General features: G+C 70.4%; 13 protein-coding genes. 9 read left to right on the top strand and 4 right to left on the bottom strand.

Annotated features, from left to right (window positions below; genetic code table 11):
• Positions 1-82: 82 nt before the first annotated feature.
• Complete coding sequence (locus WBN91_RS20755; protein ID WP_337724237.1) at positions 83-394, top strand: ArsR/SmtB family transcription factor; 312 nt, start codon at positions 83-85, stop codon at positions 392-394.
• A 1-nt stretch (position 395) separates the two neighbouring features.
• On the opposite strand, the gene WBN91_RS20750 is transcribed toward WBN91_RS20755, so the two are convergent.
• From WBN91_RS20750 to WBN91_RS20740, 3 genes are all read right to left on the bottom strand, one after another.
• The gene (locus WBN91_RS20750) at positions 396-1,484 is read right to left on the bottom strand and encodes a LacI family DNA-binding transcriptional regulator (protein ID WP_337724236.1); all 1,089 of its coding nucleotides are present in this window, start codon (positions 1,482-1,484) and stop codon (positions 396-398) included.
• A gap of 65 nt (positions 1,485-1,549) precedes the next feature.
• Positions 1,550-4,375: a polysaccharide lyase family 8 super-sandwich domain-containing protein gene (locus WBN91_RS20745; RefSeq protein WP_337724235.1), complete on the bottom strand. Its 2,826-nt coding sequence runs from the start codon at positions 4,373-4,375 to the stop codon at positions 1,550-1,552.
• Positions 4,372-6,150 (bottom strand): DUF2264 domain-containing protein, encoded by a 1,779-nt coding sequence (locus WBN91_RS20740; protein WP_337724234.1) that lies wholly within the window; start codon positions 6,148-6,150, stop codon positions 4,372-4,374. Before WBN91_RS20740 ends, WBN91_RS20745 begins: the two co-directional genes overlap by 4 nt.
• Before the next feature lie 233 nt (positions 6,151-6,383).
• On the opposite strand from WBN91_RS20740, the gene WBN91_RS20735 reads away from it, so the two are divergent.
• The 5 genes from WBN91_RS20735 (at position 6,384) to WBN91_RS20715 (ending at position 12,686) form a co-directional block, all read left to right on the top strand.
• Positions 6,384-7,691 (top strand): ABC transporter substrate-binding protein, encoded by a 1,308-nt coding sequence (locus WBN91_RS20735; protein ID WP_337724233.1) that lies wholly within the window; start codon positions 6,384-6,386, stop codon positions 7,689-7,691.
• A gap of 61 nt (positions 7,692-7,752) precedes the next feature.
• The gene (locus WBN91_RS20730; RefSeq protein WP_337724232.1) at positions 7,753-8,643 is read left to right on the top strand and encodes a carbohydrate ABC transporter permease; all 891 of its coding nucleotides are present in this window, start codon (positions 7,753-7,755) and stop codon (positions 8,641-8,643) included.
• Between the two features lie 23 nt (positions 8,644-8,666).
• A complete protein-coding gene (locus WBN91_RS20725) occupies positions 8,667-9,539 on the top strand; it encodes a carbohydrate ABC transporter permease (protein ID WP_337724231.1) in 873 nt (290 codons plus the stop codon).
• An 8-nt stretch (positions 9,540-9,547) separates the two neighbouring features.
• Positions 9,548-10,555: a hydroxyacid dehydrogenase gene (locus WBN91_RS20720; RefSeq protein ID WP_337724230.1), complete on the top strand. Its 1,008-nt coding sequence runs from the start codon at positions 9,548-9,550 to the stop codon at positions 10,553-10,555.
• A gap of 28 nt (positions 10,556-10,583) precedes the next feature.
• Positions 10,584-12,686, top strand: a complete 2,103-nt coding sequence (locus WBN91_RS20715; RefSeq protein WP_337724229.1) for a right-handed parallel beta-helix repeat-containing protein — start codon at positions 10,584-10,586, stop codon at positions 12,684-12,686.
• Here WBN91_RS20715 and WBN91_RS20710 read toward each other — a convergent pair.
• The gene (locus WBN91_RS20710) at positions 12,679-13,485 is read right to left on the bottom strand and encodes an SDR family NAD(P)-dependent oxidoreductase (protein ID WP_337724228.1); all 807 of its coding nucleotides are present in this window, start codon (positions 13,483-13,485) and stop codon (positions 12,679-12,681) included. The two genes, WBN91_RS20715 and WBN91_RS20710, sit on opposite strands and share 8 nt — an antisense overlap.
• 126 nt (positions 13,486-13,611) lie before the next feature.
• Here WBN91_RS20710 and WBN91_RS20705 point away from each other — a divergent pair, with 126 nt between their 5' ends.
• From WBN91_RS20705 to WBN91_RS20695, 3 genes are read left to right on the top strand one after another with little or no spacing between them, the layout of a single operon-like run.
• On the top strand, positions 13,612-14,622 hold the full coding sequence (locus WBN91_RS20705) for an ABC transporter permease (protein WP_337724227.1): 1,011 nt from the start codon (positions 13,612-13,614) through the stop codon (positions 14,620-14,622).
• Between the two features lie 19 nt (positions 14,623-14,641).
• Positions 14,642-15,682 carry a sugar ABC transporter substrate-binding protein gene (locus WBN91_RS20700; protein WP_337724226.1) on the top strand — a complete coding sequence of 347 codons (1,041 nt, stop codon included), beginning with the start codon at positions 14,642-14,644 and terminating at the stop codon, positions 15,680-15,682.
• Positions 15,682-17,154, top strand: a complete 1,473-nt coding sequence (locus tag WBN91_RS20695) for a sugar ABC transporter ATP-binding protein (protein ID WP_337724225.1) — start codon at positions 15,682-15,684, stop codon at positions 17,152-17,154. The genes WBN91_RS20700 and WBN91_RS20695 overlap by 1 nt, the downstream gene beginning before the upstream one ends.
• Positions 17,155-17,159 lie beyond the last annotated feature (5 nt).

Here is a 17,159-nt window from a genome sequence, read left to right as displayed (position 1 = left end):
GTCTTTTCGAGACCTCTCGAATAAACGACTCGCGGAGTAGAGTTTTCGTGAAGCGTCGAAGAGACCTGAGAGGCTTCTCAGCATGCTGGGCCGTTGGACTCCCCTGTCCCACCCGGACATCACCGATGTCACGGTGGACGACGTGCTGCGCGCCCTGGCCGACCCGACCCGCCGCCGCATCCTCCGGATGCTGATCGACGAAGGCGACCGCGCGTGCGGCACCTTCGGCCTGTCCGTGGCTCCGTCGACCCTGAGCCACCACTTCCGCGCCCTGCGGGAGGCCGGGTTGATCCGTCAGTGGGACGAGGGGCGGAAGCGGATGAACACCCTTCGGTTGGACGAGCTGGACGCCCGCTTCCCCGGCTTGGTCAACACCGTCCTGGCGGCCGGCTGAGTCAGGCCACCGGGGCCGGACGAGGTGCGGCGGTCGAGGCTCGGACCACCACGTGCGGGAGCAGGTGGATGTGCAGCTCCGCACGGTCCGAACGGCCGCTGTGGAGTTTGCGCAGGAGGAATTCCACCGCCAGTCGGCCCACGTTCTCCCTTGGCGGGGCGACGGCGGTCAGGGGGATGTCGGCCAGGCCCGCGAACTCGTCGTCGTAGGCGATCACGGACAGGTCGTCGGGCACGACCAGGCCGCGTTGCCTGGCCCGTTGCAGGACCTGGATGGCGATGTTGTCCGGGTGGGCCAGGACCGCTGTCACGCCCGACTGCTCGAAGCCGTCCAGGATCTCGTCCAGGTGCTGCGTGATCTCCTCGTGCGTCCGGTTCTCGTGGCGGGGCATGGTGGTCGGCAGACCCATCGCCTCCGTCGCCGCGTCGTAGCCCCTGGTGATCCAGCCGCTGGTCGGTGACTGGCACGTCACCAGAGCGATGTTGGTGTGCCCCAGTTCGACCAGGTGCCGCACGGCCTGGATGGCGCCGTGCTGGTGGTCGCTGGACACGTACTCCACCGGGTGCAGGTGGGCGGTGGGCTCGTGGGAGCGTTCGACGAACAGGACCGGGATCGGGAGTTCGGCTATCCAGTCCAGGGCCGGGGCCAGGCGGGAGAACGGTTCGCTCGGGGTGAGCAGCAGGCCGTCGACCTTGGCCTCCAGCAACCGCTGCACGTGCGACCGGTCGTCGTCGAGGTTGTAGTCCGACACCGCCAGCACCAGCTTGATGTCCCGGGCCTGGGCCGCCCGCCGCGCGCCCTCCACGATCTCGCGGAAGTACTGGCTCGCGGCGGGGATCACCATGCCGATCGTCGGACGGCGGCCCGCGACCCTCGGCACGGACGGCGTGACGAGGGTGTCGCGGACCGCGCTGGGCAGCACCGCGCCGCCGTGCACCCGGCTGAGGTCGCCGCGCGCCTCCAGCTCCGCCAGGTCGCGGCGCACGGTGATGGCGGAGACCCCGAGCTGGGCGGCCAGGTCGGCGGCGCGGACGCTCCCGTCCCGGCGCACGGCCATGAGGATCGCGTGGTGCCTGCGGCTCGCGTCCAAGGCGCACCTCCGACTGGCTGATCGAACGACCAAACGATCGTCCCGGGATCATATCCGTAAAGCGTTCAGGTGGTGAGTACTTCCAGGAAAGGCCGGTTGACCGAGTTCTCGCGGCTGTTCAGCACCACCGCGAGCGCGGAACCGCTCAGCCCCAACGACACCGTGCGGTCCACTGCGAACCGGGAGCGCACGAACGCCGTGACGTCCAGCGGCACCCAGTCGGCGGTCGTGCTCACCCGGCCGGTCCTCAGCACGGACCCCAGCGCCGGTCGCGTGTCCCAGGTGACCGACTCCGACCACGCGGCCGTGACGCCACTGGCGGACAACGACGTGTGCGTGCCATCGGAGTCGGAGACCTTGCCGTGCACCCACAACACCGCACGCGTCGGCGCGGACGGCAGTGCGGACAGGTCGAACTTGAGGTACGACTCGCGCGCGTACCCGGCAGCGGCGGCCTTCACCACCAAGGTCGGGTCGGTGCCGTAACTGGTGCCCGAGTACGACCCGTCCCGGACGTAGGCGTCGGCGGCCGGGGGCACGGTGCGGTGAGTGCGGGGAGTCAGGGGTGAACCGGTACCGAGGGTGACGGTGTGGCTGCGGCCCAGTGAGCCGCCGACCTCGACCAGCAAGCGGGTGGTGCCGGAGGCGCCCAGCACGGTCACCGTCGAGTCGCCTTGCGCGGTGGTGAAACCGTTGTCCGCCAAGGTCACCAACACCGTGGTGGCCTTGCGGGTCGGGTCTGCGACGGTCACGGTGACCTGTCCGGCGCTGCGACGCACCAGGACCGAGCAGGGCGCGTCGACGGTGATGGGGCCGCACGTGCCGGCGGCGAAGAAGTTGGCCGCGTGCGTGTTCGGCGCGGAGATGCCCTGCACGGAGGCGGTGTTCGCCAGGATCGACACCGTGGGTGAGGCGGCGCGGGCGGCCGTGGTGGTGGCGGTCGCGCCCGGGAGCAGGATGTAGCTGTAGGTCGCGCCGGTCGGATCGGTGCCGTGGTCGAACCACAAGGTCAGGTAGCGGCGGGTGACGGGGTCCGTGGTACCGCCCCGGTTGATGTCGCGCCAGGCGCCGGTCCGCTCGGACCGGGCCGCGTCGACGGTCGCGCCACCGGGGAACACGTACCCGCCGAAACCGCCGATCGCCATCCACCCGGCCCCGGTGAACCGCTGCGACCAGCCGAGAGTGCTCGACTGCGCGGTGCCGTCCACAACGAGCGGGTGGGTGCCGGACGTGCCGAGGTTCCGGTTGTCGATCACGGAGTCCACGGCCGTGCCGTCGGTCGCGGTGATGCCCGCGCCCAGGCACACCACCTGGTCGTCCAGGCAGAACCACGACTTGCGGCCGGTCAGCGTGCTCTGCAAGCCCCGCACGTCCTGGCCCAGCGCCGCGTACGTCCCGTCGCTGGCCCCGCCGGCCCAGGTGTTGGTCGGCCGGGTGGCGTTCCAGTCACCGCCCGCCCCGGCGGCGAGGGCCTTCCGCGACACCGTGGTGCCGGGCAGCCGGTAGGGGTCGACCGTGGGCCAGAACGCGTCGGAGTACTGGCCGTTGCCGTAGATGTCGCCCCACCAGTACGTCATGCCGCTCCCGGTGTGCCAGCCGCGCAGGTTCTCGCCGTTGCCGACCTCGTAGAACGTGGTGCGCGCCGACGACATGCTGACCGAGAAGGTCCACTGTGGACGTCGGTGCACGGCCCGGTCCATCGCCGCGAACAGCTGGTGCCCCACCGGGTGCGCCAAGGCCGTCACCGAGGAGTCCACGACCGCCTTAGCCCGTGCCAGCTCCGGCACCGCGACCGTGGTGTCGGTGAAGTACGGGCTGTACTTGCCGCGCTCGATCCACCCCTTGACCAGCCCTCGCCACTGCGCCACCTCGGCCGCCGTCCCCAGGCCGGAGGACGCCATGACCAGGATGCTGCCCATGATCGCGTGACCCCGCGTGTGGTCGGTCTGGTCGCCCCGACTGATCGCGCGCCCGGACACGCCGTCCACGACCAGGCCGTTCATGATCCACGGCGTGAAGGTGGTGGTGACGGCGTCCAGCACGAGCTGCCGGTTCGGGTCCACGACCTCCCACGTCGAGCCGGACAGCAGCGTCAGCACCCGTCCGAGCCCGCCGAGCAGCACCGCACCGTAGCTGCCCGCGTACGGGACGTAGGTGTGCTGGACGAACGACCCGTCCGCGTACATGCCGTCGCCGGTCAGGACGTGCGGGAACACCGGGGACAGGGCGTCGCGCGCGGTGGTCAGCTTGGCACTGGACGCGCCGAGCACACCGCGCAGCGCCAGGACGTGGCACAGGTCGACCCGGTTCGCCCCGGTGCTGGTGCCGCTGTACTTGGCCACGAGCGAGCTGGGCACGTAGTGGTCCACGGCGGCGAGGTGGTCGGCGAGCAGGGGCGCGTCGACCAGCACGCAGATGTCCAGCAGCCGCTGAGGGGTGCCGATCTGCCAGTCCCACCAGTTGCCGTAGGTCGCCCGACCGGCGGTGTAGGCGTTGTCCCGCAACCACTTCAGGCCTGTGGTGATACCGGAGAGCATGGTGGAGGAGCCGGTGTGGCCGGTGCCGGGTTGCACATACGCCAGGGCCATCGTGCGCAGGCGGATGTGCGAGGTGGTCACGTTGGCCGACACCGAGCCGATCGGCAGGTCCGGCCACAGCGAGGACGTGCCGGGGCTCATCGCCGCCAGGTACTCCCCCGCCTGCTGCCCGGTCCGCAGCAGGGCCGCCTTGAAGGGTTCGGCCGCCGGGTCGTAGCCGACGCCGGTCAGCAGGTCGCGCCACCGGGCGCGCAGGGTCGAGTAGGCGTCCTCGGCGAAGGCCGGGGTTCCGGACAGGGACAGGGCCGTGACAGCGGTGCTCGCGAGCAGGAAGTGCCTGCGGGACAGGGTCATGCGTCACTCCTCACCACGGAGAGGTCGTCGAGGTCGACGGTGTGGGTGGTGCCGTCCCGCCACGTGATCCGCACGCCCCGGTCGAGGCGTTCGGCGGTGGCGGTCGGCGGGGTGGTCTCGGCGAGGGCGACCCGGCAGACGAACAGGTCGCCGGTGCCGTGCAGGGCGGGCACGACGGCGGGCCGGCCGAACGCGGTGCCCTCGGGCGCGTCCAGGGCTTGTGCGGAGCCGTAACCCAGCAGCCCGACCAACTCGCCCACCATCCCACCCGCGGTGACCCGCACGGAGAGCCCACGGACCGCCGCGGCAGAGGCGGCGGGGGCGGCGGGGGCGAGTGCCCAACCGGTGGCGCGGGCGGTCGTCCCAGGTGGGGTGCGGTGGATGCGGATCTCGCTCGCCCCGCGCACCACGCTGACGGCGTCCACCACGACCCCACCGGCGACGTGCCGGGACGCGGCCCAGTCCGGGCCGATGCCGGTCGGCTCCAGCGTCGGCCGCCCGCACCACTGCCCGTCGACCAGGACGGCGAAGGTGTTGTCGGCGGGTTCGGCGGTCGGGCCGGTCCGCGAGGAGTAGGCGATCCGGTCGTAGAGGGGGTCGCCGGGGTGGTCGGTGCTGCCGTGGTTGACCAGCCGCGCGGTGCCGTCGCCGGCGGCCCGGTGCAGCAGGAACCCGGGCTCGGGCAACGACACCACGTCATCGGCAGGAGTCAGCACCTCCACCTCTGTCCACACCGGGTGGGAGGCGGGCAGCACCAGCCCCAGGAACCCCTTGGCCGCCCAGAACGGCGACGCCGACCCGGAGTAGGCCTGCAAGGTGGGCTCGTGCGGCCCGTACCAACCGGCCGTCCACACCCCGTCCCGGATCGCGCCCCGGGACACGAAGTGCTCCAGCGTGGCCGACGCGATCCGCCGCGTCTCCCCAGGTGGAACGGGCGATACGCCCAGCAGCGCCCCCAGCCACAGCGGGGCCACCGACGCCACCCGGTAGGTCAGCGACCGTCCGAAGTGGATCATCCCGCCGGCGTGGTCGAAGAAGTGCACGTGGTCGCCCAGGAACGACACCAGCCGCGAGGCGTCGAACGCGTGCCCGAACAGGTACGACCGCAGGCCCAGGTAGAAGTGCATGGCCCAGCCGTTGTAGTAGTCGAACGACCGGTTAGGACCGTCCGAGTACCAGCCGCGCCCCACGTGGAAGGACTCCACCCGCGCCAGCCCGCGCTCCCGTACCTCGAACCCGGCGTCGCAACCCACGGACTCCAGGAAGTCCGCCACGAGCACGGAGAACAGCCACCAGTTGTTGTCCACCGGCTCGACCCGCACCCCGGCCGACAGCCAGTCCACGACCCGCTGCCGCACCGACTCCCCCAGCCGGTCCCACAGCCACGGCCGGGTCACCTGCAACCCGATGACCAGCGACGCCGCCTCCACCAGCGGCTGACCCCGGTCGACGATGAGCGGCCACGGCTCGCGGGACGTGCCGGCGTCGAAGCCCTCCGCATAAGAGGTGAGCCACCCGCGCGGGTCCTCGCCGAGAGAACCGGCCAGCCGGAACGCCGCCAGCAGGAAGCTGCGCGCGAACCCCTCCAGCCCGTCGCTCGCCGGCCCCGACCAGCTCGTGCGCCCCGGCGGGCGCAGGAACGCGCCACCGGGCGAGCGGTGCGCCAGGATGCCGTCCACGAGGTGGTCGGCGACCGCCTCCCAGTGCGCCCGGCCCCACCCGGTGTGCGGGCTGAGCGGGCGATCCGGCTCCGGCAGCGTCAGTGCTGGGTGCATTCGCGGGAACGTAGGCGGCGTCACACCGGGTCGACAAGTCCGATCGGCCAACTCGGTCAGATCCGAACACCGATCCGCCGCCACCATCGTGTGGTGATCACTCACAACAGCGTGAACTGCTGAAACCGTCCGTGACGATCGCTTGTGTTCGCTTGATCGGTCTCACCTTGACTTGCCGTGTTAACGGCACGAAAACTTGCCGCCACTGCGAGACGAACCCCCTGGAGCGTGACATGCGGCACAAGATTCGAACCAGACTGGGCGCGATCGGGGCACTGGCCGCCCTGGGTCTGGTGGCGGCCTGCGGAGGCGGTGGCGCGTCGGGGGGCGCCACCGGGAGCAGCGGTCCGACCGAGATCACCTTTTGGACGTGGACCAAGGGTTCCGCCGAGGTGGTCGACGCGTTCAACGCGCTGCACACCGACGTGACCGTCAAGTTCGAGCAGATCCCGTCGGGCGCGGCGGGCGGCTACACCAAGATGACCAACGCCATCAAGGCGGGCAACGCGCCGGACGTGCTCAACATCGAGTACCCGGTGCTGCCGGACTACGTCAGCCAGGGCAGCCTGGCCGACCTCACGCCGCACGTGGGCGAGCTGAAGTCGAAGTTCCCCGACCAGATCCGCGCCCTGACCGAGCTGGGCGGCAAGACGTGGGCGGTGCCGCTGGACGCCTCCCCGATGGTCCTGTACTACCGCAAGGACTTCTTCGACGCCAACGGCATCACCCCGCCGAAGACCTGGGACGACTACAAGGCGGCGGCGGCGAAGGTCAAGCAGGCCGACCCGAAGGCGCGCATCGGCACGTTCTTCCCCGACGACCCCGGCCACTTCGCGTCGCTGGCCTGGCAGGCGGGCGGCAAGTGGTTCGGCACCTCCGGCGACTCGTGGAACGTCTCCATCGACGACCCGAAGTCCAAGGAGGTCGCCGACTACTGGCAGGGCCTGGTCTCCGACGACCTGGTGCGCGTGCAGTCCGCGTTCTCGCAGGAGTGGAACGCCAGCGTCAAGGCCGGTGAGACGGTCGCCTACGTCGGCGCGTCGTGGGGCGCGGGCAGCGCGCTGCGGGCCAACCAGCCCGACCAGGCCGGCAAGTGGGCCGTGGCGCCCATTCCGAACTGGGGCACGCCTGCCAGCGGCATGTACGGCGGCAGCACGTTCGCGGTGACCAAGGACAGCAAGAAGGTCGAAGCCGCGGTGAAGTTCATCAGCTGGATGACCACCAACGAGCAGGCCATCACCACCCGCATCGGCATCGCCAAGTCGACCATGTACCCGGCGGCGGCCGACATGGTGCCGGTGGCGGCGAAGAGCTTCGACAACAGCTTCTTCGGCGGCCAGGACGCCTACAGCGTCTACAAGGACGCGGCGGGCACGATCAAGAACGGCTGGACGTGGGGTCCGAGCATGTTCGCCACCAACTCCACGCTCAAGGACAGCTTCGGCACCGTCACCAGCGGCGGCACGCTGACCGACGCCCTGGGCAAGGCGCAGAAGTCCACTGTGGACGAGTTGAAGAAGCGCGGCCTGAACGTCTCCTGACCACCGCGGCGCCCCGGCTTCCCCGGGAGCCGGGGCGCGCACTTCCCAGAGCGAGTAGGCGATGTCCGTCCAGAAGTCCCACCGCGGCGCCGCGACGCTGCTGATGGCCCCGTTCTTCGCCCTGTTCCTGGGCACCCTGGTGGTGCCGATCGGGTACGCGGCCTACCTCAGCCTGTTCACCGAGCGCTCCTCCGGCCTGGGGTTCGGCGGCACCGAGACGCTGTTCACCGGGCTGGGCAACTACCTGCACGCGCTGGGCGACCCGGCGTTCCGCGCCGGGTTCGGCGTGATCGCCGGGTACGTCCTGGGCTACATCCCGGTGATGGTCGGCGGCGCGCTGGTGCTGGCGCTGCTGCTGGACTCGACCCTGGCCCGCGCCAAGCGGTTCTTCCAGCTCACGCTGTACCTGCCGCACGCGGTGCCGGGCATCATCGCCGCCATCATCTGGCTCTACCTCTACACCCCCGGCCTGTCCCCCGTCGTCGCCGCGATGAGGGAAGGCGGGCTGACCTGGAACTTCCTGTCCAGCGACCACGCCCTGAGTTCCGTCATCAACATCTCGCTGTGGGAGTGGGTCGGCTACAACGTGGTCATCTTCTACGCCGCCCTGCAAGCGATCCCGCGCGAGGTCGTCGAGGCCGCCTCGGTCGACGGCGCGGGCGAGCTGCGCACGGCGTTGAGCATCAAGCTGCCGATGATCCAGGCCGCGGTCGTGATGACCGTGCTGTTCACCGTCATCGGGGCGCTCCAGCTGTTCACCGAGCCGATGATCCTCAACGGCGCCAACCCCGCGGTCAACACCACTTGGACTCCCAACATGTACGCCTACGACGCCGCCTTCCGGCGCGGTGACTACGGGGTGGCCGCCGCCGCCTCGATCCTGCTGGCCCTGGTGGCGGCGCTGCTGTCGTTCGTCGTGACACGCATCGGCAACCGCAAGGGGGCGGCGTGACCGCGACCATGACCAAGCCTCCCGTGACCCCTGTCCCCGTGGCGTCCCGTGCGCCGCGCCGCAAGCCCCCGTGGGCGTCCAAGATCGCGGTCAACACCGCGTTGCTGCTGGCCACCGCGTACACCGTGCTGCCGCTGACGTGGCTGCTGGTGGCCTCGACCAAGAGCCTGGGCGACCTGTCCGGCAACGCCTTCACGGTCACCGAGTTCCACTTCTTCGAGAACCTGGGCGACCTGGCCTCCGCCGACGGCGGTGTGTACGTGCGCTGGTACCTCAACAGCCTGCTCTACGCGGTCGGCGGCGCGGGTCTGGGCGCGTTCTGCTCGGTGGCGTGCGGGTACGCGTTCGACAAGTTCTCCTTCAAGGGCAAGGAGAAGCTGTTCGGCGTGGTGCTGCTGGGCGTGCTGGTGCCCACGACGGCGCTGGCGCTGCCGCTGTACCTGCTGGCCTCCGAACTGGGCGTGGTGAACACGTTCTGGGCGGTGTTCGTGCCGGTGCTGGTCAACCCGTTCGGTGTGTACCTGGCGCGGATCTTCAGCGCGAGCTACGTGCCCGGCGAGGTGCTGGAGGCCGCGCGGGTCGACGGCGCGGGCGAGCTGACCACGTTCTGGTCCATCTCGCTGAAGATGCTGATGCCCGGCTTCGTGACGATCTTCCTGTTCCAGTTCACCGGGATCTGGAACAACTTCTTCCTGCCCCTGGTGATGCTGTCCGACCGCGAGCTGTACCCGCTGAGCCTCGGCCTGTACTCGTGGCACACCGTCGTGTCCGCTGAACCGGAGTACTACCCGCTGACCATCACCGGCGCGCTGCTGGCCGTCGTGCCCGTAGTGATCGCCTTCCTGTCCCTGCAACGCCACTGGAAAGCCGGGATGACCTCCGGCGCCGTGAAGTAGGAGAGCACGTGACACACGTTCGTCCCCGGACGCTGGTGGCCATGCACCGCCACGTGGCGCGGTGGCTGCTGGACGAGGACGCCCGCGCGCGCCTGGTCTCCGTCGCCGACACCGACCCGGACCTGGTGGTCGAGGACTTCACCACCGCGCGGGCGGCGCTGGCGGAGGTCGAGGTCCTGTTCACCGGCTGGGGCTGCCCGCCGATCGACGAGCAGGTGCTGCGCGACGCGCCTCTGCTCAAGGCCGTCGTGCACGCGGCGGGCTCGGTGAAGCACCACGTCACCGACGCGTGCTGGCGGGCCGGCATCGCGGTGTCCTCGGCGGCGGCGGCCAACGCGCTGCCGGTCGCCGAGTACACCCTGGCCGCGATCCTGATGAGCAACAAGCGGGTGCCGGCGATCGCGGCGCGCTACCGGGAGGCGCGCGGGCCGCAGGACTGGCAGGCGCAGTTCCCGTGGCTGGGCAACTACCGGCGCCGGGTGGGCGTGGTCGGCGCGTCCAAGATCGGTCGCCGGGTGGTGGAGCTGCTGCGGCCGTTCGACCTGGACGTGGTGGTGGCCGACCCGTACCTGACCGCGGCCGAGGCGGCGTCCCTGGGAGTGGCGCTGGTCGGCCTGGACGACCTGGTCCGCACGTCGCACGTGGTGAGCCTGCACGCGCCCGAGCTGCCGGAGACCCGGCACCTGATGGACGCCCGGCGACTGGCCCTGATGCCGACCGGCGCGACCCTGATCAACACCTCGCGCGGGTCCCTGGTGGACACCGCCGCGCTGGTGCGGGAGTTGTTCTCGGAGCGCCTGCACGCCGTGCTGGACGTCACCGACCCGGACGTGCTGCCCGCCGACTCACCCCTGTTCACCGCGCCGAACCTGGTGCTGACCCCGCACATCGCCGGCTCGCTGGGCAACGAGCTGAGCCGGATGACCCACCAGGCCCTCGACGAGCTGGACCGGCTCGGCCGCGGCCTGCCCCTGTCCCACCGGGTCCTCCCGGAGGTGCTCGACCGCTCCGCCTGACCGCCGTTCCGCATGACAGGAGACCACCGTGAGTTCTCGTCTGCGCCGCGCCCTGCAAGCCGGTCTGACCTCGATAGTCGTGGCGGGAGCGGCGGTCGCCGTCGCCCCCGCCGCGTCGGCCGCCACCGCGTACTACGTCGACTGCTCGTTCACCGGCTCGCCCCTGGGCACGCAGACCGCGCCGTTCAACGCGCTGTCACAGGTGAACGCGCGGACGTTCGGTGCGGGCGACTCGGTGTTGTTCAAGCGGGGGACGATGTGCACGGGGCAGTTCGTGGCCTCGGGTTCCGGTGCGGCGGGTTCACCGATCACGCTGGGCGCGTACGGCACCGGGACCCGGCCGGTGCTCAACGGTCAGGCCGCGGTCGGGGAGACCGTGCTGCTCAAGGATGTCAGCCACTGGACGGTCCGGGACATCCGGGTCACCAACCCCGGTACCACCGGTGAGCGCGCGGGCGTGCGGGTGCGCAACACTTCCGCCACGGCCAAGGCGGGCATCACGCTGACCGGCCTGGAAGTCGACAACGTGGCCGGGTGGAGCAACAAGACCGGCACGAACGCGGCGTGGTTCAAGGGTTCGGCGGGCATCTCGGTGCTCAGCGACACCACGGCGGGCGCGATCGCCGGCCTGCACATCACCGACAACCACGTCCACGACACCGGCGGTGGCGGTATCAAGATCACCATCAAGCCCGCCCAGTACCACACCGGCGTCCACATCGCGCGCAACCAGATCGTCAGCGTCGGCGGCGACGGGATCGTGGTGCACGGCTCCGACTCGCCGCTGATCGAGCACAACCGGGCGGACAACCTGGGCGGCGGGGCGTACCCGTTCCTGGGCGGGAACTTCGCGGGCATGTGGCCGATCAACTCGAAGGACCCGGTGTTCCAGTTCAACGAGGTGACCCGGAGCTACCCGTCGAGCTACGACTCGACGGCGTGGGACTGCGATGGCGCGATCGTCGGGACGTGTACGTATCAGTACAACTTCTCCAGCAACAACGCGGGCGGCTTCTTCCTGGGTTGCCAGCACTGCACGGAGTACCCGAACTACAAGGCCAAGCAGATCATCCGGTACAACGTGTCACAGGACGACTGCCGGATCGCCGCCGATGGCGACAAGTACTCGCACTCGGTGTACTACAACAACACGTTCTACTGCATGGCGCGGCCGTTCGACGTCAAAGTTCCTGTTGGTGTGGCTGCGACTTCGTTGTTCGCCAACAACATCTTCGTCTCGCAGCACGGCTCGCTGCCGGTCGGGACGGGTGTTTCCTACCGGTCGAACGTGTACTGGGGCGGTTTCACCGCGCCTTCGGGTGACCCGGGCGCCGTCACGTCCGACCCGAAGCTGAACTACGCGGGCGGCAGCGGGTCGGGTTTCAACAGCGTGAACGGCTACCAGTTGAGCACCGGGTCCCCTGCCCTCGGTGCCGGCGTGGTTGCTGCTGACGCCGGTACTCGTGACTACTTCGGGGCGGCCGTTCCGCGTGCGGACGGCAAGGTGAACATCGGCGCGGACAACTCGACCGGGGTCGCGGCGAAGGTGTACGGGTCGCTGCGGGAGGCGTTCAACAACGTCGGCATCAGCAATGACCTGAACCCGAAGGCCGGTGGGATCTCCAAGAGTGGGCGGAGCTTCTCCGGTCAGGCGTTGGAGGCGGCGGGGATCAGGTACCCGAGCGCGGTGGTCGGCGGGGTGACGTTCGACTGGCCGCAGCGGTACTACGGCTTCCCGGACAACGTGAAGGCCGCCGGGCAGAAGATCACCGTGTCGGGCTCGGGCACCAAGCTGGCTTTCCTGGGCGCGGCAACCTTCGGCACCCAAACCGGCACCGGCACAGTCACCTACACCGACGGCTCTTCGACCGCTTTCACCTTGTCGTTCGGCGACTTCTGGGCTTCGACGCCGATCGCGGGCAACACCCAGGCCGCCTTCATGCCGTACCACAACAAGCCCCCAACAACCTACAACCTCGCCTCCACCGGCCGCGACGAGCAGGACGTCCGCCTGTGGTCCACATCCGTCCCGCTCGACCCGACCAAGACCGTGGCCTCGGTAACCCTGCCCAACGTGGGCGGCCCCTTGGCCACGGCCGGCATCCACGTGTTCGCGATGGCGGTCAGCTGATAAACGACCCGCCGTCGGGGCTCAGGGTCTGGCCGGTCAGGTAAGACCCGTCCGGCCCGACCAGGAACGCCACCGTCGAGGCGATCTCGGCCGGCAGCCCGAAGCGCCCCAAGCCGATCTGCCGCTCCAGCTCGCGTCGCAATACTGGCGGGATGACATCCCCCAGAGGAGTCTCGACGTAGCCCGGAGCCACGCAGTTGACCCGGATACCGAGGGGCGCGACATCGCGGGCCACCGCCTTGGTCAAGCCCTCGATGCCGCCCTTCGCGGCGGAGTAGTGCGGCAGGTGGGCACAGCCCGCCAGCCCGCACACCGAAGAGATGTTGACGATGGACGCGCCGCGCTGCATGTACCGCAGCGCGGCGCGCGTGCAATAAAAAGTCCCGTCCAGGTGCACGCCCAACATCCGGTGCCACGCCTCGTCGCTGATGTTCACGGTCGCGTCCAGCACGGTCGTGACGTTGCCGGCGGCAGCCTCCTCCACCTGCGTGGTCAGCCGTGCGAAGGCCTCGTCCGCCTCCTCGCCGCCCCGGATGCCCGCATTGTTGACCAGGATGTCCAACCGCCCATAAGTGTCCACGACGCTGCGCACGGCCTCGTTCACCTGATCCGAGTCGGCGACGTCGGCGACCACCGCCATGCCCTGCGTCAACAACCCGGCGGTGATCTCCGCCCCGGTGGAGTCGACGTCCAGCACCGCGACCCGCGCGCCCTCCGCGTCCAGGCGGCGTGCGACCGCCTCGCCGATGCCCGACCCCGCGCCGGTCACCAGCGCGACCATGCCCTTGATGTTGCCCATGTCCGCAGACGGTAGGCGGCCCGCACCGGCGCCCTGTGGCCCCGGACACAGTCGGTGCACCGGCAGTCAACCGGTGTTCGCCTCCGGGCAAACGGTCCGCCCCGCCCGGAAAGCACGCTGGGGGCCGTGGTCGGGCGGACGGAGGCGGGCATGGCCGAGGGCGATCGACGGGTGACCCGGGTGCTGCGGGCGGAGTCGAGCAGTGTGCTCGTGGCGACGATCGTGCTGGTGCTGCTGATCGGCGTGTTGCGGCCCGCGTTCCTGACCGTCGGGCAGCTCAGGGACGTGCTGAACGGCTCGGTGTACGTGGCGTTGCTCGCGGCCGGGATGGCGTTCCTGCTGGCGATGCGCGAGATCGACCTGTCCGTGGGCGCGATGTTCGGGCTGTCGCTGATCACCACCGCCCTGCTCATGCGCGACGGCTTCGACCCGTGGCTGTCGTGCCTGGCCGGGATCGTCCTCGGTGCGCTGCTGGGGCTGGCGAACGCGTTGGTGGTGCGGCACGTCGCGATCCCGGCGTTCGTCGCCACGCTGGCCACCATGCAGCTGTACCGGGGGTTGGCGGTGGCGTTGGGCGACGGGCAGCAGGTGACCGGGTTGCCGTTGGAGCACTCGTTCTTCGCGGTGCTGGGCGGGGACTTCCTTGGTCTCCCGGTCAGCGTGTGGATCCTGGTCGCGGTCACGGCCGGGTTGACGGTGGTGCTGCGGTGGACGCCGTTCGGGTACCGGGTGCGGTCGATCGGGTCGAACCCGGACGCCGCCGCGTTCTCCGGCATCTCCATCCCCCGCACCCGCCTGCACGTGCTGGTGCTGGTCGGCGCGGTCGCGGGGCTGGCGGGTGTGTTGGGGCTGGCGTTCTTCACCTCCGGCGACCCGAACATCGGCACCGGGTTCGAGTTGCAGGCCATCGCGGCGGCGGTGATCGGCGGCACCCCGTTGCGGGGCGGGGTGGCCACCGTGGTGGGCGCGGTGTTCGGCGCGGTCCTGCTGGGTGTGGTGTCCAGCGGGCTCGTGTACTTCAGCATCCCCGCGAACTGGAGTTCCTTCGCCACCGGACTGGTCGTCCTGCTGGCGGTCGGGGTGGACAGCGCGCTGCGCCGCAGGCAGCGGGCGCGCGAATCGGTGCTCGGGCTGTGATGAGGAGATGAGGTCGAACATGCGTGCCCCTCGGTACGTCGCGGCGCTGGCCGCGGCCGGTCTGCTGGCCGGCTGCGGCGCGGCGTCGTCGCCCAACGCGCCGCTGAAGATGGCGTTCGTGTACGCCACCTCGACGCAGAACCCGTTCCAGGAGATGGCGTTCGGCGCGAAGGCCGCAGCGGCCGACGCCGGCGGCGTCGACCTGGCGCTCAGCGCACCATCCGGTGTGGACGGTCCGCAGGAGGTGTCGCTGTTCCAGTCGGCGATCCGCAACTCCAAGGACGGCGTCGCCCTGGAGACCCTGACACCCGACCTGTTCGTGCGGCCGTTGAACCAGGCGGCGGACCTGGGCGTGCCCGTGGTCGCGGTGGACACCGTGCCGCCCGCCGGCACCAAGGTCGAGCTGTACATCGGCAACAGCAACACCGAGCTGGGCCGGGCGCTCGGCGAGGAGTTCGTCAAGCAGGTGCCGGAGAACGCGACCGGCGAGGTGGTGCTGGGCAACGCGATCCCCGGCCTGACCCTCCTCCAGCAGCGGTTGGACGGCATGAAGTCCGTCATCACCGCCAAGCGACCGGGACTGAAGGTGCTCGGCCCCTTCGACTCCGGCTCCGAGCCCACCTCGAACTTCACCAAGTGGAACGACCTGGTCAAGGCGCACCCGGACGCGATCGCCTACCTCGGCGTCGGCGCGCAGGACGCGGTGTCGCTGGCGTTGATCCAGAAGAACACCGGCCGCAAGTTCCTGGCCGGCTCGTGCGACCCGGACGCCGCCGCGCTGCAAGCGGTCAAGGACGGGTACGTGTTCGCGCTCGCCTCGCCGGAGCACTGGCTCAAGGGCTACATGGCACTGCGCCTGCTCGCCGACCACAAGCGCGGCAAGCCGCTGCCCAAGGGCTGGTGGAACACCGGTTCGCTGGTGGTCAACCCGGCCAACATCGACCAGATCATGGCGCGGCAGAGAGACGAGGACAGCCGCAAGGCCGCGTTCAAGGCCGAGACCGACAAGCAGCTCGCCGCCCCGGACACCTACCTGCGACCGCTCGCGGAGGCCAACTGATGCACGCGCTGACCGCCCGGGGGATCACCAAGTCCTACGGCGGCGTCACGGCGCTGGCCGGCGCGGACCTGACCCTGCGCCCCGGCTCGGTGCACGCCCTGCTGGGCGAGAACGGCGCGGGCAAGTCCACGCTGATCAAGGTGATCACCGGGGCGGTCGCGCCGGACACCGGCAGCCTGCGGCTGGCGGACACCGAGGTGGCCTTCGCCGGCACCGCCCACGCCGCCGCGCACGGGGTGGCGGTGGTGTCGCAGGAGCTGAACCTGTTCCCGGACCTGGACGTCCTGGCGAACCTGTTCCCGATGCGCGAGCCCACCCGCGGTGGCCTGCTGGACCGGCGGACGATGCTCGCGCGGGCCGTCCCCGTGCTGGAGCGACTGGGCCTGGACGTCGACCCGCGCGCCCGGCTGGGTTCGTTGTCGTTGGCGCAGCGGCAGTTGGTGGAGATCGCCAAGGCGCTGGTCGTCGAGCCCAAGGTGCTGATCCTGGACGAGCCGACGTCCGCGCTGGACAACGACAGCTCCGAACGCCTGCTGGGCATCCTGCGGGTGCTGCGTGACCAGCAGGTGGCCGTGGTGTTCGTCTCGCACATCCTGGAGGAGGTGATGAACCTGTGCGACGAGGTCACCGTCCTTCGCGAGGGCCGAACCGTGCTGGACGCCCAGCCACGGTCCTCTTTGGACATCGGTGACATCGTGCACGCCATGCTGGGTCAGGACCTGCCCACGGTGTCCCGCGGCGCCACCCGCCGGATCGGGCCACGGCTGGAGCTGCGCGGGGTGAGCGTGCCGGACCGGCTGTCGGACGTGTCGCTGACCTGCTCCGGTGGCGAGATCGTCGGCTTGGCCGGCCTGGCGGGCTCCGGGCACACCGCCGTGCTGGAGGTGGTCGCCGGCCTGCGCCGCCCGGTGTCCGGCTCGGTCGAGCTGCCCGGTGGCGGCACACCGTCGTCGTTCCGCTCGGCGATCGCGTCCGGGGTGGCCCTGGTGTCCGGCGACCGACGCCGGGTCGGCCTCATGCTGGACAAACCGGTGTGGGAGAACATCGCCCAGGTCCGTCCGGTCGCTCTGGCGGGCCTGGGCTTGTTGCGCACCACCGCGTTGCGAGCGGCGGCTACCGCGCTGGCCGAGCGGGTCCGCGTGCGCCCTCTCGACGTGAACCTGCGAGCCGGCCTGCTGTCGGGCGGGAACCAGCAGAAGGTCGTGCTGGCGAAGTGGCTGGCCGCCGACCCGTCCGTGCTGCTGCTGGACGACCCGACCCGAGGCGTGGACCTGGGTGCCCGCGCCGAGGTCCACGCCTTGCTCCGAGCCGTCGCCGACACCGGCAAGGTCGTCGTGCTGTGCTCGACGGACCTGGACGAACTGGTGGCCGCGTGCGACCGGGTCCTGGTGTTCCACAAGGGGAAGGTGTGCGCGGAGCTGACCGACTTCGACCAACACACCATCCTGCGAACCATGAACACCGGGCGGTGAACTGC

This window comes from Saccharothrix sp. CCNWYY140, from assembly GCF_037401995.1.
In the GTDB taxonomy this organism is placed as follows: domain Bacteria; phylum Actinomycetota; class Actinomycetes; order Mycobacteriales; family Pseudonocardiaceae; genus Actinosynnema.
The sequence above is the reverse complement of the archived record's forward strand: the minus strand, read 5'-3'. Positions and strand labels throughout refer to the sequence as shown.